The following is a 21,059-nucleotide window of genomic DNA, read 5'->3' as shown; positions in this document are numbered from 1 at the left end:
GCTATTGGAATATAGATTTTCAATGGCGGGCCGGCTGGTGATTGCCAGCGGGCCTGGCAAGCGTCCTGGCGACGGATTTCAAGAAAAAATAGCCCGCAGCGCTTGATGATCAAGCGCAGGAAGCTATTAAAAATATAGCAATCAGAATGCCGCCGACGTGGCGTGTGGATGGGCGGCGGATGGCTGCAGGGCGCCGTGTTCGCCCTCCAGCGACTGCAGCAGCGCCCAGCCCAGGGGCCACTCTCCATGGCCGGACTCGATGTTGATGTGCCCGGCGTTCTGCATGCGCACGAACTCGCTGCCCCAGGCACGGGCATAGGCGCCCGCCAAGCGAATGGGGCAATACGGATCGTTGCTGCTGGCCACCACGATGCTGCGGTACGGCAGCGCGGCATAGGGCACCGGCGCGAAGTCGCTCAGCACGGCCCGGCGCTCGGGGTCGGCCGGGGCCACCAGCAGCGCGCCGCACACACGGGCAGCCGCTTCGGGGCCGATGTGGGCCGTGGCGATGCAGCCCAGGCTGTGCGCCACGATCACCACCGGGCCGGGCGCCGCGAGCACGGTCTTTTCAAGCTGGCCCACCCAGGCAGACCGCGTGGGCGTGATCCAGTCGTCCTGCACCACGCGGCGGGCGTGCGGGATGCGCTCGGCCCACAGGCTTTGCCAGTGGCCGGGACCGGAGTCGCGCCAGCCGGGAACGATGATGATGGAGGTGGAGGTGCTCACGGAAATCAGAGGGTCCGCCACAGCCTCGCGCCGCGGCCCTGCCCTGTTGTGTCTTGCTTCTTCTGCTTACTTGTTGGGCTGGGGCGTGATGCGCAGGTAGGGGCGCACCGCCTTGAAGCCCTTGGGAAAGCGCAGCGCGATCTCGGCCGGGTCCTGCAGGCTGGGCACGATGATCACGTCGTCGCCGTCCCTCCAATTGGCGGGAGTGGCCACCTTGTGGCTGTCGGTGAGTTGCAGCGAGTCGATCACGCGCAGGATCTCGTCGAAATTGCGCCCCGTGCTGGCGGGGTAGGTGAAGGTGGTGCGGATGACCTTCTTGGGATCGATGATGAACACGCTGCGCACCGTGACCGTGGTGGATGCGTTGGGGTGGATCATGTCGTAGAGGTCTGCCACCTTCTTGTCCGCATCGGCCAGGATGGGGAAGTTGACGGTGGTGTTCTGCGTGTCGTTGATGTCGCCCACCCAGCGGTTGTGCGAATCGACAGGGTCCACGCTCACGGCGATGGGCTTGACGTTGCGCTTTGCAAATTCGCCGCCCAGGGCAGCCGTTTTGCCCAGTTCGGTGGTGCAGACGGGCGTGAAATCGGCGGGGTGCGAGAACAGCACGACCCACGAATCACCGGCCCATTCGTGGAAACGGATGGTGCCGGCGGTGGATTCCTGGGTGAAGTCGGGGGCGGTGTCGCCGAGTCGCAAGGTGGCCATGTGGAACGCTCCTTCAATGTCTGAGGGAGGATTCTCCGATCGGTCCTTTAAAACCCAAACGAATATATTGCTCTTACTTAATCGCCAAAACGTCTAACAAAAGGCTGATGGACCACCTCCAGCGCCTGCCGAGGCTGCGATTTTTTGGAAGCCTTAACCCCATTCCCCCGCCCCGTTCGTTTCACCCAGCACCAACAACACTTTGATGGAGCTGCCATGAAACCCGGTTCATTCACCCTTCCCGCACTCACCGCGCTGGCCGCCTTGCTGGCAGTGGCCAGCCTGCCGGCCCAGGCCATTGGCCGCCTGGCCGATGTCACCATCGTGGATCGCGACACGGGCACCACGCTGCCGGTGCACTACGCCAAGGGCGAATACTGGGTGGCTGGCCGCCCTGGCGCGCGCTACGCCATCACGGTGCGCAACCGCTCGGGTGAACGGGTGCTGGCCGTGCCCTCGGTGGATGGCGTCAATGTGCTCAGCGGTGAAACCGCCGCCTGGGACCAGCGCGGCTATGTGTTTTCGCCCTACGAGCGCTACCAGATCACCGGCTGGCGCAAGAGCGACAGCCAGGTCGCGGCCTTCGAGTTCTCCAGCATTGCCAACTCCTACGCCAGCCGCACGGGCCGCCCGGCCCACGTGGGCGTGATCGGTGTCGCGCTGTTCCGCGAACAGGCGCCCGTGCCCTCGCCCGCCGTCACCCCCGAGCCCTACAGCCAGAGCCAGCGCCGCGACAACAGCGGCGGCAACGGCAACAGCCTGGGACGCCTGCGCGAGGAGCCTGTCCCCCATCTGCCCTCGCCATCGGCAGCACCCGCGGCTGCGGCACCCGCCCCCTCCTCGGAAGCCGAGTCTTCCGCACGGTCGATGGCTGCGGACAGTGTGGCCAAGGCGGCGCCCATGCCGTCTCCCAAGCTGGGAACGGCGCATGGCCAGCGCGAGACCTCGGTCGTCTCGCACACCACCTTCACGCGCCTGCAGGACCAGCCCAATGAAGTGATCAGCATCCGGTATGACAGCCGCGAAAACCTGGTCGCCAGCGGCGTGATCCGCGAGCCACTGGCCCGGCCGCATGTGCCCCGCGCATTTCCGCAGTCGGACAACCTGTCCTATGTGCCCGACCCGAGGTAGGCCTTGAGGGCTTCCGCCCCGCACAGGCCCGCCGGTGCATGAGGGCCTCGCATAATGCGCGGGTGCCGACCGCCCCCTCCCCCGCCCCCACGGACGAAACCGACGAGATGCTCATGCTGCGTTATGCCGGGGGAGACATTGGCGCATTCGACGCGCTGTATGGCCGGCACGAACTGGCGGTGTGGCGGTTCGTGTTTCGCAGCGTCAAGGTCCAGGCCGTGGCCGACGACCTGCTGCAGGATGTCTGGTTTGCCGTGGCGCGCCATGCCGGCAGCTACGAGGTGAAGGCGAAATTCCGCACCTGGCTGTTCACCCTGGCGCACAACCGGCTGGTCGACCACCTGCGCACCGCCAAGAACCACGCCAGCCTGGACGCGAGCGACGACGATGACGCGCGCAGCCTGGCGGACACGCTGGTGGCCGACTCCGGCTTCGGGCCGGTGCGGCAGTTGCAGTCCCGCGAGCAGGCGGCGGCGCTGATCGCCGCCGTGGAGCAACTGCCCCTCGAACAGCGGGAGGCCTTTCTGCTGCAGGCCGAAGGTGACCTCAGCGTGCAGGAGATTGCACAGGCCACGGGCGTGAATTTTGAAACCGCCAAGAGCCGCCTGCGTTATGCGCGGGCCAGCCTTCGCCAGCACCTCAAGGAGTTTGCAGCATGAGCGCGCCAGACGACGAACTGGTCCGGCGATACCGCGAAGCCAGCGCGCAGGAAGATGCCCGCCCCGGCGCGCAGGTGCGCGATGCTGTGCGCGCGCATGCGCAGATGCTGGCGGCAGCAGCCGCCACGGCCCCATCACCCACGGCAGCCCCACCCACCCGTGCCGCCGCCAACCAGTCGCGCTGGAAGATCTCGGCCCTGGCCACCGTGGCCGTGGTGGGGCTGACTGGCTTGCTGATGCTGCAATTCGAGCGCGGGACGCCCGAAGAAAAAGAAGTCGCCTATGGCCAGCGCCGGGCCGAAGCGCCAGCCCCCGCCGCTTTGCCAGCTCCCGCACCTGCACCTTCCACGGCCCCAGCGGCAGAAACAAACTCAACGGCGCCATCGGCCGCTGCGGGTTTGCCAGACCGTGCCCGCGACACGGCGATCCCACCGGCCAGGTCCACGGCACAAAAACCTGCGTCTGCGGCGCCAGGCCAGGCCAGGCCACTGGCCAAGACTGTACCGGCACCGGCCCCCGCAATCGCGGCCCCCGAGGCCGAGTCCTCACCGGGCCACAGCGCAGCCGGGGCCGTTTCAGGCTTTCCCGCATCGCCGCCCATGACGGCCGAGAAGGCCATCACGCCCCGTCCCGCACCGCCCCCCGCGCCCTCCGCTGCGCCAGCCCCCCGCGCCGAGATGCGCGAGCGCTCCGTTGCGCAAGATGGTGCCGCTTCGAGGGAAGTGGTGCCACAGCCCCAGGCCATGCCATCCGCTGCGGCACCTGCCGCCGCTGCTGCGGCCCGCAGCCTACAAGGCGGCAATGCTGCGAACGGCAAACTTGCTGCCACCGCACCCAGCGCCGATGCGGGTTCCAGCGCCTTGTTGTCGCAGCAGTTGTGGGAAGCCTCCCGTACAGGCGACCCCCTCCAGGTGGAAAGCCTCGTTCGTCAGGGCGCGCCCATCGACGCCCGCGACAGCGCTGGCAGGACGGCACTGATGCTCGCGGCCATCCACGGCCAGGCCACCGCCGTCCAGAAACTCCTGGCCCTGGGCGCCAACCGAACCCTGGTGGACCGCGAAGGCCTGAACGCGGCGCAGCAAGCCCGGCAACGGGGACATGCGCGCATTGCGGACCTCATCGAGGCTGAACAACGCTAGCCGCGGAACCTCCAGCGCAGGGAGTGTCCAGGCTCAGAACCGCACGGCCTCGAAAGCCGGGTGCAGCGCGTCGATCCAGTGGTCCAGCTCATCCTGCGTCACATGCAGATGCTGCATGCAGGCCTGGCCATGCTGCAGCCATTCGCGCGTGGGGGCCAGGCTGTCGTGGTGGTTCACCAGGTACTCGGCCAGCAGGCCCAGCGCCACGAGGTGCCGAACCGTGGGGTTGAAGCGCTCATCGCCCAGGCACGCAAAGTCGTGGTGCAGCCAGATGGCCTGCGCCACATCCCCCGGCAGGTGCCAGGTGCGGGCCACGATGGCGCCCATCACCGCGTGGTCGGTGCGGTGGCTGGCGTTTTCGGTCTGGGTGAAGGTGCGGTCCTTGCGGGCCAGGGCCTCGGTCACGGTGCCGGCATAGCCCCGCACGGCCTTCACCAGCACGGGCATGCCCACATGGCAGAACAGCCCGAAGCTGTAGCCCAGGCCCGGGTCAAAGCTGTAGAGCTGGTGGCCGATGTGCTCGCACGCGATGGCGCGGCGCTGCGAGCTTTCCCAGAAATGCTCCAGCAGCGGAGACCGCACCTGCAGGGCATTGCGCGTGATGAAGGCCGACAGCAGCTCCACCGCCGGCTGCAGACCCAGCACCGTGAGCGCCATGCCCACGGTCTGCACCGGCTGGGCCAGGCCATACAGAGGGCTGTTGGCCAGCCGCATCACGGCGGCGGCCAGGGCCACGTCCGAGGAGGCCAGTTGCTCCAGGGCGGCAGAGTCCAGCTCGGGCGCGGCCACGATCTGCTGCAGGCGCAGCAGCGACTCGGGGCACGGCGGGACCACGATGGCCCGCACCGCAGGGTGCACGCGGGCTTGCCGGATATCTTGATCGATGGGGTGTGGAGCGGTCACGAAGAATCACCGGGCCGCCCCGGTACGGTACACACAGGGGTTGCCCGCACAGTTGCAATTCGTTGCATTGTGGCGCCAAAAGGCGGGGCGCAGGCGCGGCACGGGTGGGGCACCGTCTTTTCCACGGCCGGCGATGCCGCACGCCGGGCGCGCCGCGCCGCAGCCACGGCTCAGATATCCGCCCCGTCCACCCCCATCAGGGCCTGGCGGGTGCTCAGGCTGCTGCGTCCGGGCATGGCCTCGCCCAGGTAGTCCAGAAAACGCCGCACCGCCGGGGACAGGCCCCGGCGCGATGGAAACACCGCATGCACGATGGCGGGCAGGGGAGCCCAGTCCGGCAGCACCCGCACCAGCCGGCGCGCCCGTATTTCCTCGGAGCACATGTAGTCCGGCATCCAGCAGATGCCGGTGCCCGCCATCGCCGCGATCTTGAGGGTCAGCAGGTCATCGGCCACGTAGCGGGGGGCGTGGTGCACCACCTGGTGCACACCGCCGGGCCCGATGAGGTTCCAGGTGGACCGGCCATCGGGCGCCGACATGGCGATGCTGTCGAGCCGCCCCAGGTCCTCCAGTGTCTCGGGGGTGCCCTGGCGGATCAGCAGGTCCGGGCTGGCCACCAGGATCTGGGTTGCATGGTCAAGGCGCTTGACGACCATGCTGCCGCTGTCCTCCACCGAGGGCCGCACGCGCAGCGCCACGTCGATGCCTTCCTCCACCAGGTTCACGGCGCGGTTGCTCACCAGCATCTCCACCCGCACCTCGGGGTAGGTGGAAAGAAACTGCGGCATCAGCTCGGCCAGCACGGTCTGCGCCAGCGTCACCGGACAGCTCACGCGGATGGTGCCCCGCGGTGCCGTCTGCACCTGGGCCACGGTGTCGGCAGCCGCCTGGGCGGATTCCCGCATGGCCTGGCAATGGCGCAGATAGGCTTCTCCCACCTCGGTGAGCGAGAGCTTGCGCGTGGTGCGCTGCAACAGCCGCACGCCCAGCTGCGTTTCCAGATCCGACACGCGCCGAGAGAGGCGCGACTTGGGGATCCCCAGCGCCCGCCCGGCGGCGGCGAAGCCGCCCCGCTCCACCACTTCGGCGAAATACAGCATGTCGTTGAGGTCTTGCATGGTGAGAGCGTGTTGTGCACGTTGACGTGCCCGCGAAAGCCGGGACCACAAGGCCTGTGCCCGCGCCCAACGATCACCGGCATGGAGGTCCCACGGTAGGGCAAGGCGCATCACACGCCCTGATCGTTCTATGGATAGAACAATCTATCGCAAGTTCACTACCTTATCAACATTTTGATGCGTCCCCACAATTCATCCCATGGCCACACGCCGTGGTCCCACCACTGACACACCCCCAAGGAGTTCTCTCATGCAACTGCTTCACATCGATTCCGCCATCACCGGCGAACAATCCGTCTCCCGCGAACTCACCGCCCGCATCGTGGGCGCATGGCAGGCCAGCCACCCCGGCACCAGCGTGCAGTACCTCGACCTCGCCGCCCAGGCGCCTTCGCACCTGTCATCCGACTCCCTGGGCTTTCGCACCGGCCAGGCCGCGGCGACGGAACTCCAGCGCCAGGAAAACGCCGTGTCCGAAGCGCTGGTGAGCCAGTTCCTGGCCGCCGACGTGATCGTGGTCGGCGCTCCGCTGTACAACTTCTCGATACCCAGCCAGCTCAAGGCCTGGATCGACCGCATCGCGCAGACGGGCCGCACCTTCAAGTACACCGACAAGGGCCCCGTGGGCCTGGCCGGGGGCAAGACGGTGATCGTGGCGTCCAGCCGCGGCGGCGTGTATTCCACCAGCGAAGGCGGCCAGGCCCTGGAGCACCAGGAAAGCTACCTGAAGGTCGTGTTCGGTTTCTTCGGCATCACCGACGTGCGCTTCGTGCGCGCCGAAGGCGTGGGCATGGGCCCGGACGCCAAGGCAGCGGCCCTGGCCAATGCCGACCGTGACCTGCAGGCCCACACCACCGTAGCGGCCAACCAGGCCCGGGTGGCACAGGCAGCCTGAGCGGCATCCGCAGCCGGGCTGGACCGCCGCCAGCCGGCTGCACCGCAACTGCTGCCGCCGGCGGCCCCCCGCATCAGGGCAGCCGTGATCGCAGACCCTCTGAGCTTCTTCGAGCGGCATCTGCGCCCCTGCGCGCGCTGACGCCAAAGGTGCAGATAGCGCGGCCGTTCAGGCCGCGTGCGCCTTCACCCAGGCCACGTATTTGTCCACCCAGCCTTGCAGGAACTTCCTGCTGCCTTCGCCCACGTTGCCATCGGCATCGAAAAGACCATCCTTGGCATGGATGAATGCTTCGGGCTGGCCCAGGGTGGGCATGTCAAGGTAGGCCAGCACGTTGCGCAGGTGCTGCTGCGACAGGGCCGTGCCGATGGCCCCCACCGACGCGCCGATCACGCCCGCGGGCTTGCCCGCCCATGCACTTTGGCCATAGGGCCGCGACGCATGGTCGATGGCGTTCTTGAGCACGCCGGGGATGGACCGGTTGTACTCCGCCGTCACGAAAAGCACGCCCTGCGCGGCCTGGATCTCGCGCTTGAGGCGCAACACTGGCGCGGCCTGCTGGCCATCGTCGTCCTGGTTGTACAAAGGCAGGTCGTCAATGCGCAACTGCGTGAACTGGAAATCCGCCGGTGCCAGCCGCGCGATGGCGGTGGCCAGCTGGCGATTGAAGGAATCCTTGCGGAGGCTGCCGACGATGACGGCGATCTGGACATTGCTCATGAAAACTCCTTGTGAATGGACGACAACGGAGAAAAAAAGCACCGCATGGCATCGACCGGAACGTACCGGGCCATGCTGTACACAGCGCTTGCCATGATAGCCACAGCCCCGTGAAAACGCAGGGCGGCGGGCCCGGCGCAATTGCTGCATTTTGTATAGCGTATTGCGCCGCCATGAAGGCCCGCCCGGTCGGCCGCTAGCCCGCGCGCCGCTGCCCGGCCAGGCGCTGCACCACGGCCACCAGGCGGTCGATCTCGTCGAAGGTGTTGTAGAACGCCAGCGAAGGCCGCACCGTGGTCTCCACGCCGAAGCGGCGCAGGATGGGCTGGGCACAGTGGTGGCCTGTGCGCACGGCGATGCCCTCCTCGTTGAGCGCCTTGCCCACCTCTTCCGTGGTGTAGCCCGCGAGCACGAAGGACATCACGCTGGCCTTGTCGTCGGCCGTGCCGATGAGCCGCACGCCGCGGATCGCACCCAGGTGGCGCATGCCGTAGACCAGCAGTTCGTGCTCGTAGCGCGCGATGTTCTCGATGCCCACCCGGTTCACGTAGTCGATGGCGGCGCCCAGGCCCACGGCGTCGGCGATGTTGCCGGTGCCGGCCTCGAACTTGTTCGGGATGGGCTGGAACACGGTCTTCTCGAAGGTCACATCGGCAATCATGTTGCCGCCGCCCTGCCAGGGCGGCATGTCTTCGAGCACGGCGCGCTTGCCCCAGACCACGCCGATGCCGGTGGGCCCGAAGACCTTGTGGCCCGAGAACACGAAGAAGTCGGCCCCGAGGTCCTGCACGTCCACCCGCATGTGCGAGACCGACTGCGCGCCGTCGACCAGGGTCGTGGCACCCGCCCGCTTGGCCAGGGCCACGATCTCCTTGACCGGCACCACGGTGCCCAGGGCGTTGGAGACCTGGGTGACTGCCACTATCTTGGTGCGGTCGTTCAAGAGCTTCTGGTACTCATCGAGCAGCACCTGGCCCGAGTCGTCCACCGGGATCACGCGCAGGCGCGCGCCCTTGGCGGCGGCCAGTTGTTGCCAGGGCACGATGTTGGCATGGTGCTCGAGGTTGCTGACGATGATCTCGTCGCCCTCGCCCACATGCTGCGCGCCCCAGCTCTTGGCCACCAGGTTGATGGCCTCGGTGGTGCCGCGCACGAAGATCACCTCGTTCACATCGGGCGCGTTGATGAAGCGCTGCACGCGCTGGCGTGCGCCCTCATAGGCGTCCGTGGCGCGTGCTGCCAGCTCGTGTGCTGCGCGGTGGATGTTGGAGTTCTCGTGCGCGTAGAAGTGGCTGATGCGGTCGATGACCGACTGCGGCTTGTGCGTGGTGGCCGCATTGTCGAACCAGACGAGCTGGCGGCCATTCACGCGCTCCTGCAGCACCGGGAAGTCGCGGCGCACCGCATGCACGTCGAACGCGGGGTGGGCGCTGCGGTCGGCCTGCGGGACGCTGCCGGCAGCCGGGGCACGGCCGGGCGTGGTGTAGCCGCCGGGCAGCACCACGGCGTCGGCGAAGTAGAAACGCGGCTCGGTCGATGGCACCGTGCTGGGCACGCCGGTGCCGGCCGTGGGCGAGCCCACGCGCGGCACTTCGGGTGCGGCAAAAGGCAGGCGCGCCAGGGCATCGAGCCCGCCGGGAACGGCGCCATGCCCGTCGGGCGGTGCCACCTGCGGTGCGCGGTCGGCCGCCAGCGGGTGGCCATGGCGCTCACCGAGAAAGTAGTACGGCGATGCTGTCGATGGGACGGGTGGTGCGGAAGGCTGCGCCGCCTCGGGCACCCCCAGCACGCCGCTGCCAAAGCGCGGCTCGTAGGCCGGCAAGGTGCTGATCACCGAGTCGGGTACGCCGTTGCCAGCCACCGCATGCGGCAGCAGGGCCGGCGCACGGTGCGCCAGCGAGGCCAGCGGCGTGGGCGAGGCCGGCACCAGGTTGGCACCCGGCACCAGCCCTTGCGGGATGGGGGTGCCGGGCACGCCGGGGCCAAAGCCCGCCGGGCTGACCAGCGGCGAGCCGGCCGGTGCGATGTTGACGGGCGCCTGCACGCCAGGCGGCCAGGGCGTTCCCTGCCCCGCACCAGGCAGCGAGCCCGGTGGCGTGGAGGGCCGGCCTGCGGCCGGCCCGGCAAAGCGCGACTCTTCGCCAGGCCGGGCCGCGAACAGGGCCGTCGCCAGCCCGGCCAGCAGCGCCGGGTCGATCGGCGGCTGCAGCGTGGCGGGCACGCTGGCAGGAAGGGAGGATGGAGTGGTCACCACGCGGCCGCTTTACTTGTAGGTGTCGGGGTAGTCGTGGTACTTGTTGATCTCCACGTCGTCCAGCACGGCCAGCGCATCGGGCGTGAGCACGGCCAGCGAGCAGTACAGCGAGATCAGGTAGGACGCGATGGCATGGTTGTTGATGCCCATGAAGCGCACCGACAGGCCGGGGCTCTGCTCGCCCGGCAGGCCGGGCTGGAACAGGCCGACCACGCCCTGGCGCTTGTCGCCCACGCGCAGCAGCAGGATCTTGCTCTTGCCATCGGCCACAGGCACCTTGTCCGAAGGGATCAGCGGAATGCCGCGCCAGGTGATGAACTGCGAGCCGAACAGGCTCACCGTGGGCGGCGGCGTGCCACGGCGCGTGGCCTCGCGACCGAAGGCGGCGATCGCCAGCGGGTGGGCCAGGAAGAAGGCGGGCTCCTTCCAGACCTTGGTGAGCAGCTCGTCCAGGTCGTCCGGCGTGGGCGCGCCGGTGAGCGGAAACACGCGCTGCTCTTCCGTCACCTGGGCCAGCAGGCCGTAGTCGGGGTTGTTGATGAGCTCGCTCTCCTGGTTTTCCTTGATCGTCTCGATCGTCAGGCGCAGCTGTTCCTTGATCTGGTCGTGCGGGCTGCTGTACAGGTCGGAGATGCGGGTGTGCACATCGAGCACGGTGCTCACGGCATTCAGGAAGAACTCGCGCGGGTTCTCTTCGTAGTCCACGAAGGTGCGCGGCAACTGGTTCTCTTCCTCGCGGGCCGTGCAGGTGACCTTGATCAGCTCGGGGTTCTTGACCTGATTGAGGCGGTAGATGCCCGCTTCGACCGGCACCCACTGCAGCAGGTGCGTGAGCCAGCGCGGCGAGATGGTCGAGAGTTGTGCGGTGGTCTTGGTCGCGTTGGCAAGTTGCCGTGCTGCGTTGTCGCCCAGGGCGGTCGTGCCGCCCACTGTTGCCGTCATGTGAGGCTCCGTATCAGAAAGGTTGGTAAACGAACAGGTTTCGATTCCCAGCCAGTGTCGGATTCCCCCGCTATCGCTTCAACATGCTATAGCCGCCAATCGCGTGCCTTTCAGCACATGGGCGCTGTTCAATTCGTCGCAATGTCCGAGCAGCGTGGCACTGCTCACGCCCAGGGCCTGCGAGAGCTTGTCAATGGTGACCAGCGAGGCGATGGCGCGGCCACGCTCGATCTCGCCCACATAGGACCGGTTGAGATCGGCATGCTCGGCCAGTTGCTCCTGCGACCAGCCGCGCGCTTCGCGCAGGCGCCGCACGGCGGTGCCGAAACTGCGTACCAGCACCTCGCTCATGCCGTGGCCACCCCGGGCTTTTCGCCGTCGTGGTGCCCGTTGTGGCGCGACAGGGCCTGGGTCACGTTGCCGCCGGCAGGCACGTCGTGCGTGATCCAGACATTGCCGCCGATGGTGGCGCCGCGCCCCAGCGTGACACGGCCGAGCACCGTGGCGCCGGCATAGATGACCACGTCGTCCTCCACCACCGGGTGGCGCGGCAGGCCCTTTTGCAGGTGGCCCTCCTCGTCGGTGGGAAAGCGCTTGGCGCCCAGGGTGACGGCCTGGTAGACGCGCACGCGCTCGCCGATCACCGCCGTCTCGCCGATCACCACGCCCGTGCCGTGGTCGATGAAGAAGCCCGCGCCGATCTGCGCGCCGGGGTGGATGTCGATGCCGGTCTGCGCATGCGCCTGCTCGGCCACGATGCGCGCCAGCAGCGGCAGCTCCAGCTGGTACAGCGTGTGCGCCAGGCGGTGGTGGATCATGGCCAGGATGCCGGGGTAGCACAGTAGCACCTCGTCCACGCTGCGCGCGGCCGGATCGCCGTGGTAGGCGGCCAGCACGTCGCTGTCGAGCAGGCTGCGCGTCTCGGGCAGCGCCGCGGCGAAAGTGCGTGCCGCCTGCACGGCGCGCTTTTCGATGTTCTGCTCTTCCACCGGCTGGTGGCGCAGCACATAGCGCAGCTCCAGGCGGATCTGCGCCAGCAGCGCGTGCAGGGCGGCGTCCAGCGTGTGGCCTACATAGAAGTCCTCGCTCTCCTGGCGCAGATCGGGCGGGCCCAGGCGCATGGGAAACAGCACGCCCTTGAGCTGTTCCACGATGTCGGCCAGCGCATCGCGCGAGGGGAACTCGCGCCCGCCCGGCTCCTGGGAGCGCTTTTGCAGGCTGCGCCAGTCGCGGCGCACGGCGTGCAGCGACTGCACGATGGGTTCGATGTTGAAGACGGCCATGGGGAAAGGGAAGCTGTGGTTCAGTCGTGGAGGCGGGCTGTGCCCCGGGGCTAGTCCTGGATCCAGGGAAGGTTGTGAAAGCGCCAGCCATCGGCATGGCCGCGCTGCTTGTGGCCATCGATCTCGCCCTCGAAGCCTTCGAGCACGTTGAAGACGCGGGTGAAGCCGGCCTTGGCCGCCGCCTCGGCCGCCAGCGCCGAGCGCTTGCCGCTGCGGCACAGCAGCAGCGCCGTGGCCTCCTTGCCGCCGTGGCTGGCCAGGCGGGCCTCCAGCTCGCGCACGAAGCGCGGGTTGCGCTGCAGGGCGGTGCCCGTGGCCCAGGGCACGTGCAGGCTGTCCGGCACCTGGCCGACGAACTTCAGCTCTTCGGCCGAGCGCACGTCCACCAGCACGGCATCGCCGGCCAGGACGAGTTTCCACGCCACGGTGGGCGCAACGCCGCCCGCATAGGGCAGGCCGGACGCCAGTGCGACCGAGCGGGCGGATTCCAGTTCCTGTGCGAGCACAGCGTCCTGGGTGTCCTGGATGGCGGATGAAAGCATGGCAGGGGTCCTTGAGGCTAGGGTTTCGCAGCCCTCATGGGCGGGGCTGCCGTGAACAATGTGTTCACTCTAGAACCCTTCTCATAAAACCCAAAAGAATAAAATTTGGTTTCTATAAAACCAAAACATCCTTGAGTTTGTTCAGGCAAACCCTGTGGCTGCCAACCCGTGCAGGGCATGGCCAAAGGGCCGCAGATCCAGGCGCTCCGGCAGGTCCAGCACCTGCTGCGCCAGGGCCTCTCTCACGGCGGCCGAGTGCTTGAAGCCATGGCCCGAGCAGGCGGAGGCCACGTGCACGCCTGGCCAGCCGGGCAGCCGGTCGACGACGAAGCCGTGGTCGGGAGTCACGGTGTACAGGCAGGCGCGGGCGTCGGTGCAGCGGGCGGCCGGGGCATCAAAGCGCGGCAGCACGTGGCGCTGCAGCATGCTGTGCTTCTCGGCATCGGCCACGGTGCGGTCCACGGTGTCCGGGGTGGTGGTCTCAAGGTACTGTGCGGTGGCCACCTTGAAGGCCGGCGCGCCCGCATCCGCGATCGGGAACCCATAGATCGAGTCGTCCGGTCCGTCGCGAAAGGTCCAGATGAAGACCGGAAACACCCCGGGCTCGAACGAGGGCCTGGCGGCCCCCACGTCGAACCAGAACATCACCTGGCGGTACACCGCCAGCCGGGGTGCCCAGGCATGCCGCAGCTCCTGGCCCAGCAGGCCCGGGAGCCAGGGGCCCGCGGCCAGCACCACCTGCCGGCGCTGTAGCGGCCCTGCGTGGTGTCCACCCGCAGGTGCCCGCCTTCGCGCGCGAGGCCGGTCACGCGCACCCCTGTCTGCACCGTGGCGCCATGCACCTGGGCCTGGTGCAACTGGGCGCTGATGGCGGCCTCGGGCCGCACGAAGCCGGCGTCGCGCTCCCAGTAGGCGAATTCGTGGTCGTTGAGCTGGAACTGCGGGTAGCGCCGGCGCAGGTCGGCATGGTCCAGCACCTCGTGGTCTATGCCATGGCGGCGCGCGATCTCGATGGTGTTGTGCACGAAGTCCAGGCGGCGTCCCTGGTGCAGCGGCGCGCCATCGCGCGGACCGAGCACCAGGCCGTGGGTGCGGGTGTAGATGGGCTGGCCGGTCGCGGCCTCCAGTTCGCGCCAGATCTCGTGCGAGCGGCGCACCAGGGGCACGTATTCGTCGCCCTCGCCCACCGCCAGCCGGGTGATGCGGGTCTGGCCGTGCGAGGAGCCCAGGCTGTGCGGCGGCTGGAACTGGTCCAGCCCGAGCACCCTGGCCCCGCGCCGCGCCAGCTGGTACAGCGTGGCGGAGCCCACGGCCCCGAGGCCGACGACGATACTGTCGAAATGTGCCATGCAACGATCCGATGATCAGCACCGGCAGCAGGTGGCCGGGCGGCACCATGGCGCCGCGCAGGGTGCGGCACGCCCGCGAACAAGCCGTCCCGGGGCCCGTTCAGGCACCGGCAGCTGGAAGCATCAGAAGCCTGGCAGCACCGAACCCTTGAACTCGGTCTGGATGAACTTGCGCACTTCTTCCGAGTGGTAGGCCTTCACGAGCTTGGCCACCCAGGGCTTGTCCTTGTCGGCTTCGCGCACGGCGATCAGGTTGACGTAGGGGCTCTTGGCGTTTTCCTGCGCGATGGCGTCCTTGCCCGGGTTCAGGCCGGCCGACAGCGCGAAGTTGGTGTTGATGGCCGAGGCGTCCAGGTCATCCAGCGAGCGGGGCAGTTGGGCGGCATCGAGTTCCACGAACTTAAGCTTCTTGGGGTTGCTCACCACGTCCAGCGGCGTGGCCTTCAGGTCGGCGCCGTCACGCAGCTTGATCAGGCCCTTGTCCTGCAGCACCAGCAGCACGCGGCCGCCGTTCGTGGGGTCGTTGGGAATGCCGAACTTGGCGCCTTCCTTCAGGTCTTCGAGCTTCTTGACCTTCTTGGAATACAGGCCGATCGGGAAATTGACGGTATAGCCCACGGGCACCAGCTTGTAGCCACGGTCCTTGACCTGGGCATCCAGGTAGGGCTTGTGCTGGTAGCTGTTGGCATCGAGGTCGCCGGCCGACAGCGCGGCATTGGGCTGCACGTAGTCGCTGAACTCGACGACCTGGATCTTGAGGCCGTCCTTCTCGGCGACCTTCTTGACCACTTCGAAGATCTGCGCATGGGGGCCGCCCGTCACGCCGATCTTCAGGGGCTTGTCCTGCGCCAGGGCGCCGGTCGAAAAGCCGGCGGCGAGGGCCAGGGCGAGAGTGGTTTGCAGCAGCGAGCGCTTGTTCACGGAAGACACCTTTCGTTAAGAGATGCAGGCATCCTAGGGTTTTCCCGATAAAACAGGAACGAATAAGTTTTTATGTTCTTACAATTAATATGAATAACGTTTGTCACCCTCGCAGCGCGACGTTGTTGAGCTTGTCCAGTCGCTCGGGCCAGGTGCCTTCCACCGTCGCGCCCTGAAGCAAAATGCGCGTCCAGGCCACCCAGGCGTCCCACTGCACCCGCTTGTCCCACGAATTCCCCCAGGCGCTGAACAGCTGCAGCGCGCTGTCCGCCGCCGCCCTGGCGTCCTGCCTGCGGCCCGCCGACAGATACAGCTGCGCCAGCACCATCTGTGGCTCGCCCACCCAGGGGTTGTGACGGACCGCGCTTTCCAGCACCCCGGTGGCCACATCCAGGTCCACCAGCGGCTGGTCCTGCTGGATCACCGACCAGTACAGCGAGGCGGCCGCCGCCTCGTCCGCCGCCGCCAGCGGCTGCGTGCAATGGGCAAACACGGGCGGCGTGGGCAGCAGGCCCTGGAGGCCCGGGTGCTGCAGCGCCAGGCCCAGGCCGTTGATCTGCGAGACCATGCGTCCGCTCGGCCGCATCGGCCCGGGCCACAGCGACGCGGCCCAGTGCACCGGCTGGGGACGGTGCTGCACCGCGGGGAAGCGCGAAAAGATGTCGTCCTGCCAGCTGAACCACTGCTCGATGGTGTCGGCCATGCTTACGATGATGAACGCCGCCACCTCGTAGGGCGTGAGCACGTGGCGCACGCCGTCCTTCTCCAGCGCCAGGCTGCCATCGGGCTCCAGCTGCCCGGCCAGCACGCGCTGCACGAACTGCGTGCGCGACTGCGTGCAGAACAGGTAGACCAGGTGCTCGGCCGATTCGCCCGCGATCTCGCGCACGCGCGCACGCTCCCGGGCGGGGTCGAACTTCACCAGGTCCACGAAGGCATTGCCATACACGCTGTGCAGCAGCCCCAGAAGGCGCACATCGCGCGGCTGCCGCCACACGGTGAGCGAGCGCGCCACGCCCACCAGATGGTGGCGGAAGGTGCCCGCCTTGTGCCAGTCCTGCCCCACGTTGCGTGCGAGCACCGTGGGCAGCGCGGGCGCGAGGTCGGCGTCGCGCGCCAGCCACTCTTCATCCAGCAGTGGCTGGGCACGGGCAAACAGGTCGGGGTCGAGCGTGTGAAAAGGCAGCGTCATGGTCTGAATGTCTCCGGCGGTTGTTCTGGCAGATCGAAATGCAAAGTACACACAGTATCAGCGCGGCTGGCGCGGGCCGCCAAGGCCACGTGGGTGTATCAATTCGATAAAAAATGGCTGCAGCGCTTTCTGAATTTACGCTTTCAGCTATTAAAACAGAAGCAAAAAGTCTCCCATCTGCCGCATCCCCATCCCGCGACACGCTCCCGTCCGTGAGCTTGCCGCCACCAATTTCCAGTTTTATGGAATAAATTTCCATTAAACTGCCACCATGGACATCAACCACCGCATCGCCCGCCGGTTGCGCGAGCTGCGCGATACCCGGGGCTACTCACTGGACACGCTGGCCGAGCGCAGCGGCGTGAGCCGCTCCAACATCTCGCTGATCGAACGCGGCCAGAGCAGCCCCACGGCCGCCGTGCTGGACAAACTGGCCGTCGGGCTGAGCGTGGCACTCGCCTCCTTCTTCGAGGACGGCACCGATGGCGAGGGCGAGGCCCTGCCCTCGCCCCTGATCCGGGCCGCCGACCAGCCCCGCTGGCAGGACCCGGCCTCGGGCTATGTGCGCCGCCGGCTGTCGCCGCCCGCGCCCTCGCCGCTGCAGCTGGTGGAGGTGGAGTTTCCGCCCGGCCAGCGCGTCGCCCTCGACTCGGCCGTGCACGATGCCGACATCCACCAGCAGGTCTGGCTGGAGGAAGGCCGCATGGACCTGACCGTGGGCACCACCACCTGGGCGCTGGGCGCGGGGGACTGCCTGGCCATGCAGCTCAACCAGCCCATCGTGTTCCACAACCCGGGCACGCGGCCCGCGCGCTACCTGGTGGCGCTCACCACGCTGGGCCTGCCGCCTGCCCGCTTCGCATCCCCCACCCCGAGGAGAAAACCATGACCACCGACATACGGGCCCCTTCGCCCGCCGTCACCATCCGGCGCCTGAGCGCCCGCGAGGCGGCCGCGAGCGTGCCGGCGCTGGCCGACGTGCTGATCGACTGCGTGCAAGGTGGGGCGTCGGTGAGCTTCATGTGGCCGCTGCCGCGCGACAAGGCCCTCGCGTTCTGGAGCGGCGTGGCCGACGGCGTGGCCCGCAACGAACGCGTGCTGCTGGTGGCCGAGGCCCCGGGAGGCCACATCGTGGGGACCGTGCAGCTCGCCACCGCCATGCCCGACAACCAGCCCCACCGCGCCGACGTGGCCAAGATGCTGGTGCACCGCCAGGCCCGCCGCCGGGGTATCGCCCAGCAGCTCATGGCCGCCGTGGACGACGCAGCGCGCGCCGAGGGCAAGACCGTGCTCGTGCTCGACACCGTGACCGGCGGCGACGCCGAGCGCCTGTACGAGCGCGCCGGCTGGCAGCGCGTGGGCGTGGTGCCCGACTATGCGCTGATGCCGGACGGCGCGTTCTGCGGCACCACGTTCTTCTGCAAGCGGATCTGACCTTTCCCCGGTCCCTCCAGGGACAGCGCCCCCCGGCACCCGCCCCGGACCAACCCGCATGCAGCGCGCTCGATAAAACTGTATATTTATACAGTCAACCATTTACGGAGAAGCGCCATGGAAGTTCTTGAATCCACTTACGCGGTCGCCCTGCGCGACTACCCTGAAGAGCTGCCACACCGGGAGCGCATGGCCGCCGAGGCACGCTATGCCAGGGAGCTCGAAAAACATCTCGGCGGCCCCGCGCAGGTCGCCGCGGCCCTGGACACCATGTCCAGCCTGGAAGAATCGCCGCCCGAGATCGTGTCGGCCGGTGACCTCGCCTTGATCAAGCAATGGGGCAAAGCCAGCGTCGCCGCGCGGCAGGCGGGGTTTCGCGACCTGGGGGAAGGAGACGGCGCGTACTTCGAGGTCCGGCTGCTGTAAGCCTCTTTCGGGGGCCCATTGCCTTGCCCGGCCCCTGCCTGGACGGACCAGGGGCCGGGAATGAGGGAGGCGGCAAGGCGCGGTAGCGCGCAGCCAGTGCCCGTCACGGCACGGCCAGGGACTCCAGTGCCGCCCACACCGCCAGGATGGCCGTGTCGTGCACCTGCGACGCCCGCCGCGCCAGCCCCAGCTCCCGCCACAGCGGCGGGCTCAGCGGGCGCACCTGCAGGCCCGCGTTGTCCTGCTCCACATCGCCGCCCGCCACCCCGGGCTGCTCCAGCGGCAGCACCGCCACGCCATGGCCGGCGCCCACCAGGCTGCGCAGTGCCAGCGGGTGGTTCAGCTCCATGCGGGGGCGGGGGTTCAGGCCGGCCTGCGCGAACCAGCCGGCGATGAGCCGGTACATCTGCGTGGCCGGTCCGAAGGACATCCAGCGCTGGCCGGCCAGCCACTGTGGCGTGGCCTGCGCCGGCGCATCCCACGCGGGCGGAATCAGCGCCACCATGGGGTCCGTGCGCCAGGGGCGCACCTGCACGTCGCGGCCGGCGGCCTGCGGCATCGCGACGATGGCCAGATCCAGCGTGCCCGCGCCGAGCCGGGCCATGGCCTCGGCGGAGCTGAGCACATCCAGCTTCACATCCACCCCCGGGCTTTGACGGGCCAGCCGCTCCAGCAGACGGGGCAGCAAGCCCGCGCTCACGCCCGCCGTGGTGGCAAGGCGCACCAGGCCTTCCAGCCCCTGCGCGCGCCGGCGCACCTGCTCCACCACCTCGTCGGCCCCGGCCAGCAGGCGGCGCCCCCCCGCCACGAGCGCCTCGCCAGCCGGCGTCAGGCTGGCTTGGCGCCGGCCGCGCACCACCAGCGCGGCGCCCAGCCGCGACTCCAGTTCACTGATGTGCAGGCTGACCGTCGGTGGCGCCAGGTGCAGGGCCTGGGCCGCGGCGGCCAGCGTGCCCAGGTCGGCGATGGCAACAAGGGTCTGGACCTGGTCCAGGTTGAGGTTTCGCATCAGGAATCCTGAATTCAATAGTCATTGAATTCAACTTTACAGATGTCTGGCTGAAAAACATCATTCGCCCATCAAAAAACTGGCCCCTGCGCGCACTCACTCAGCCCCCGGGACCTCCATCGCCATGCTCACCAACGACGTCTTCCTCATCGTGCTGCTGTCGGCCGCGCTCAACGCGGGCTGGAACAGCGCCATCAAGCTGGGCGGCAACCGCATCACCGCCATGGCGATCACCACGCTCATGGGCAGCGGTCTGTCCCTGCTGGCGCTGCCATGGGTCAACCTGCCGGCCGCGGCCAGCTGGCCGCTGCTCGCGCTGTCCGTCGCGGTGCACACGGCCTACCACTTCGCCTTGCCCATTGCCTACAACCACGGCGACATGGGGCAGGTCTACCCCATCGCCCGGGGCTCGGCGCCGCTGCTGGTGGTGGCGGGGGCGGCCGTGTTCGCGGGGGAATGGCCAGGGGCCGGGGCGCTGTGGGGCGTTGCCTGCCTGTGCGCGGGCGTGTTGTCGCTGGCGCTCGTGCGGGGTGGCGGCACGCAGCGCCGGGCCGTGGGGTATGCGCTGCTGACCGGGGTGCTGATCGCCGCCTACACGGTGGTGGATGCGCTGGGGGCACGTCAGGCGGGGTCGGCCATCGGCTTCGCGGTGGTGCTCACGCTGGGCGACGGCATCGCCACGGCGCTCATCGTTCTGTGGTGGAAAGGGCCCCGCGCCTTCCGGGTCGACCCGCCCATGCTCTGGCGCTGCGCCGCGGCCGGCACGATGCAGATGGGCGCCTACTGGATCGCCGTCTGGGCCCTGGCGCGCGCGCCCATGGGCGCCGTGTCGGCCCTGCGCGAGACCAGCGTGCTGCTGGTGGCGCTGATTTCCACCTGGATGCTCAAGGAGCCCCTGGGCGCGGCCCGCATGGCTTCGGCCGCACTGGTGTGCGCGGGGCTGCTGATGGTGCGACTCTCGTCCTGAAGGCCGTGCGAGCGGCCAGGGCGGCCAGGGCAGCTACTGCGGCGCTTCGGCCTCGCCGAGCGGGCGCACCAGCCGCACCGGCAGCTTGCTGGCGCGGGCCACATCGCCGCGCGCCTCGCCGGTGGACAGGTTCACCGCCCAGCCATTGATCGCCCCCATCTGGGCCGCCGCGTCGCCGGAACGCCCCTGCATGACAGTGTTGTAGTTGTACGGGTTGCCCCGTTGCGCGGCCACATTGGCCGTGGCGGACCAGTGCCACTGCGCGGGGGCCGCCGGAAACAGCGCGGCGTTCAGGCCCGGGGGACTGGCCGTGCGGTCGATGAGCCGCTGCAGCTCCGGCGCACGCGGCAGGCGCCAGGCCACGCCCTCTGCCTTCCAGCGGTCGCTGGCCAGCGCCGCGGCTTCGGCGCGGTCCAGCAACCGTGGCTTGCCGGTGCAGGTACCGGCCTGGCGGCTCCATTGCATGCCCTCGGCGCAGCGCGGCCAGGCCAGCCGGGCGCGCAGGTCCAGGACCACCGCGCCATCCTTCGACAGCGCCCAGTCGGTGGGGGCCAAGGGCTCGGCCGCCCGCGCGGGCCAGGGGGCGGCACAGGCCGTGGCGAAGGCCAGTGCGCCGCCCAGCAAGGCGGCGGGATGAAGGTGTGGGCGGGACGGTGTGGTCATGTGCTGGATGGGGGGCGGCACGGCCACGGTGGGCGTGGGCCGCGATGGACCACAGCCTAACCGCATGGCCCGCCCCGC

22 protein-coding genes and 1 pseudogene are annotated in these 21,059 nt (G+C 68.6%); 8 read left to right on the top strand and 15 right to left on the bottom strand.

All coding sequences use genetic code 11. The annotated features are described in order from the left end of the window. Positions 1 to 141: 141 nt before the first annotated feature. Together AC1RVY_RS00880 and AC1RVY_RS00875 are read right to left on the bottom strand one after the other, a co-directional pair. Positions 142 to 726 carry an RBBP9/YdeN family alpha/beta hydrolase gene (locus tag AC1RVY_RS00880; RefSeq protein WP_369642665.1) on the bottom strand — a complete coding sequence of 195 codons (585 nt, stop codon included), beginning with the start codon at positions 724 to 726 and terminating at the stop codon, positions 142 to 144. 66 nt (positions 727 to 792) lie between these two features. After that, entirely contained in the window at positions 793 to 1,434 is a 642-nt protein-coding gene (locus tag AC1RVY_RS00875) for a peroxiredoxin (protein WP_218294700.1), read from the bottom strand. Positions 1,435 to 1,650: 216 nt separating this feature from the next. On the opposite strand from AC1RVY_RS00875, the gene AC1RVY_RS00870 reads away from it, so the two are divergent. From AC1RVY_RS00870 to AC1RVY_RS00860, 3 genes are read left to right on the top strand one after another with little or no spacing between them, the layout of a single operon-like run. Beyond that, positions 1,651 to 2,565: a hypothetical protein gene (locus tag AC1RVY_RS00870; protein ID WP_492253367.1), complete on the top strand. Its 915-nt coding sequence runs from the start codon at positions 1,651 to 1,653 to the stop codon at positions 2,563 to 2,565. Between the two features lie 38 nt (positions 2,566 to 2,603). Further along, positions 2,604 to 3,224 carry a sigma-70 family RNA polymerase sigma factor gene (locus tag AC1RVY_RS00865; RefSeq protein ID WP_492804911.1) on the top strand — a complete coding sequence of 207 codons (621 nt, stop codon included), beginning with the start codon at positions 2,604 to 2,606 and terminating at the stop codon, positions 3,222 to 3,224. After that, positions 3,221 to 4,363 carry an ankyrin repeat domain-containing protein gene (locus AC1RVY_RS00860; RefSeq protein ID WP_492804909.1) on the top strand — a complete coding sequence of 381 codons (1,143 nt, stop codon included), beginning with the start codon at positions 3,221 to 3,223 and terminating at the stop codon, positions 4,361 to 4,363. The genes AC1RVY_RS00865 and AC1RVY_RS00860 overlap by 4 nt, the downstream gene beginning before the upstream one ends. Before the next feature lie 33 nt (positions 4,364 to 4,396). Here the strand turns inward: AC1RVY_RS00860 and AC1RVY_RS00855 are convergent, their stop codons facing one another. Further along, positions 4,397 to 5,266 (bottom strand): HDOD domain-containing protein, encoded by an 870-nt coding sequence (locus tag AC1RVY_RS00855; RefSeq protein ID WP_218294696.1) that lies wholly within the window; start codon positions 5,264 to 5,266, stop codon positions 4,397 to 4,399. Between the two features lie 170 nt (positions 5,267 to 5,436). Continuing rightward, positions 5,437 to 6,384, bottom strand: coding sequence for a LysR family transcriptional regulator (locus tag AC1RVY_RS00850; protein WP_218294695.1), 948 nt, complete (start codon positions 6,382 to 6,384; stop codon positions 5,437 to 5,439). Positions 6,385 to 6,634: 250 nt separating this feature from the next. Here AC1RVY_RS00850 and AC1RVY_RS00845 point away from each other — a divergent pair, with 250 nt between their 5' ends. Beyond that, the gene (locus tag AC1RVY_RS00845; RefSeq protein WP_218294694.1) at positions 6,635 to 7,279 is read left to right on the top strand and encodes an FMN-dependent NADH-azoreductase; all 645 of its coding nucleotides are present in this window, start codon (positions 6,635 to 6,637) and stop codon (positions 7,277 to 7,279) included. 168 nt (positions 7,280 to 7,447) lie between these two features. Here the strand turns inward: AC1RVY_RS00845 and AC1RVY_RS00840 are convergent, their stop codons facing one another. From AC1RVY_RS00840 to AC1RVY_RS00800, 9 genes and pseudogenes are all read right to left on the bottom strand, one after another. After that, on the bottom strand, positions 7,448 to 7,999 hold the full coding sequence (locus tag AC1RVY_RS00840; RefSeq protein ID WP_218294693.1) for an NADPH-dependent FMN reductase: 552 nt from the start codon (positions 7,997 to 7,999) through the stop codon (positions 7,448 to 7,450). Positions 8,000 to 8,195: 196 nt separating this feature from the next. Further along, positions 8,196 to 10,253: a family 2A encapsulin nanocompartment cargo protein cysteine desulfurase gene (locus AC1RVY_RS00835; RefSeq protein ID WP_492804906.1), complete on the bottom strand. Its 2,058-nt coding sequence runs from the start codon at positions 10,251 to 10,253 to the stop codon at positions 8,196 to 8,198. A 9-nt stretch (positions 10,254 to 10,262) separates the two neighbouring features. Continuing rightward, on the bottom strand, positions 10,263 to 11,195 hold the full coding sequence (locus AC1RVY_RS00830) for a family 2A encapsulin nanocompartment shell protein (protein WP_218341054.1): 933 nt from the start codon (positions 11,193 to 11,195) through the stop codon (positions 10,263 to 10,265). A gap of 78 nt (positions 11,196 to 11,273) precedes the next feature. Beyond that, entirely contained in the window at positions 11,274 to 11,546 is a 273-nt protein-coding gene (locus tag AC1RVY_RS00825) for a helix-turn-helix domain-containing protein (protein ID WP_369642671.1), read from the bottom strand. Beyond that, positions 11,543 to 12,478, bottom strand: a complete 936-nt coding sequence (gene epsC / locus AC1RVY_RS00820; RefSeq protein WP_492804903.1) for a serine O-acetyltransferase EpsC — start codon at positions 12,476 to 12,478, stop codon at positions 11,543 to 11,545. Before epsC ends, AC1RVY_RS00825 begins: the two co-directional genes overlap by 4 nt. Positions 12,479 to 12,528: 50 nt before the next feature. Next, positions 12,529 to 13,020, bottom strand: coding sequence for a rhodanese-like domain-containing protein (locus AC1RVY_RS00815; RefSeq protein ID WP_492804901.1), 492 nt, complete (start codon positions 13,018 to 13,020; stop codon positions 12,529 to 12,531). Between the two features lie 141 nt (positions 13,021 to 13,161). Continuing rightward, positions 13,162 to 14,369: pseudogene (gene solA / locus AC1RVY_RS00810) on the bottom strand (N-methyl-L-tryptophan oxidase). A 123-nt stretch (positions 14,370 to 14,492) separates the two neighbouring features. Further along, complete coding sequence (locus AC1RVY_RS00805) at positions 14,493 to 15,290, bottom strand: MetQ/NlpA family ABC transporter substrate-binding protein (protein ID WP_218294687.1); 798 nt, start codon at positions 15,288 to 15,290, stop codon at positions 14,493 to 14,495. 103 nt (positions 15,291 to 15,393) lie between these two features. Next, positions 15,394 to 16,482 (bottom strand): DUF6817 domain-containing protein, encoded by a 1,089-nt coding sequence (locus tag AC1RVY_RS00800; RefSeq protein WP_218294686.1) that lies wholly within the window; start codon positions 16,480 to 16,482, stop codon positions 15,394 to 15,396. A 271-nt stretch (positions 16,483 to 16,753) separates the two neighbouring features. Between AC1RVY_RS00800 and AC1RVY_RS00795 the strand changes: the two genes are divergently transcribed. The 3 genes from AC1RVY_RS00795 to AC1RVY_RS00785 all read left to right on the top strand — a co-directional run bounded on the left by AC1RVY_RS00795 (position 16,754) and on the right by AC1RVY_RS00785 (position 18,342). Continuing rightward, positions 16,754 to 17,371: a helix-turn-helix domain-containing protein gene (locus AC1RVY_RS00795; protein ID WP_492804898.1), complete on the top strand. Its 618-nt coding sequence runs from the start codon at positions 16,754 to 16,756 to the stop codon at positions 17,369 to 17,371. Further along, entirely contained in the window at positions 17,368 to 17,916 is a 549-nt protein-coding gene (locus AC1RVY_RS00790; protein ID WP_492804896.1) for a GNAT family N-acetyltransferase, read from the top strand. The genes AC1RVY_RS00795 and AC1RVY_RS00790 overlap by 4 nt, the downstream gene beginning before the upstream one ends. Before the next feature lie 117 nt (positions 17,917 to 18,033). Beyond that, complete coding sequence (locus AC1RVY_RS00785; RefSeq protein WP_492804894.1) at positions 18,034 to 18,342, top strand: hypothetical protein; 309 nt, start codon at positions 18,034 to 18,036, stop codon at positions 18,340 to 18,342. 103 nt (positions 18,343 to 18,445) lie between these two features. Here AC1RVY_RS00785 and AC1RVY_RS00780 read toward each other — a convergent pair whose 3' ends face one another. Further along, positions 18,446 to 19,351 (bottom strand): LysR family transcriptional regulator, encoded by a 906-nt coding sequence (locus tag AC1RVY_RS00780; protein ID WP_218341046.1) that lies wholly within the window; start codon positions 19,349 to 19,351, stop codon positions 18,446 to 18,448. A gap of 124 nt (positions 19,352 to 19,475) precedes the next feature. On the opposite strand from AC1RVY_RS00780, the gene AC1RVY_RS00775 reads away from it, so the two are divergent. Beyond that, positions 19,476 to 20,318, top strand: a complete 843-nt coding sequence (locus AC1RVY_RS00775; protein ID WP_492804891.1) for an EamA family transporter — start codon at positions 19,476 to 19,478, stop codon at positions 20,316 to 20,318. Positions 20,319 to 20,351: 33 nt separating this feature from the next. Here the strand turns inward: AC1RVY_RS00775 and AC1RVY_RS00770 are convergent, their stop codons facing one another. Beyond that, on the bottom strand, positions 20,352 to 20,981 hold the full coding sequence (locus AC1RVY_RS00770; RefSeq protein WP_218341044.1) for an Lcl C-terminal domain-containing protein: 630 nt from the start codon (positions 20,979 to 20,981) through the stop codon (positions 20,352 to 20,354). Positions 20,982 to 21,059: the final 78 nt, after the last annotated feature.

This window comes from Acidovorax sp. GW821-FHT11A03 (genome assembly GCF_058809075.1).
The sequence above is the reverse complement of the archived record's forward strand: the minus strand, read 5'-3'. Positions and strand labels throughout refer to the sequence as shown.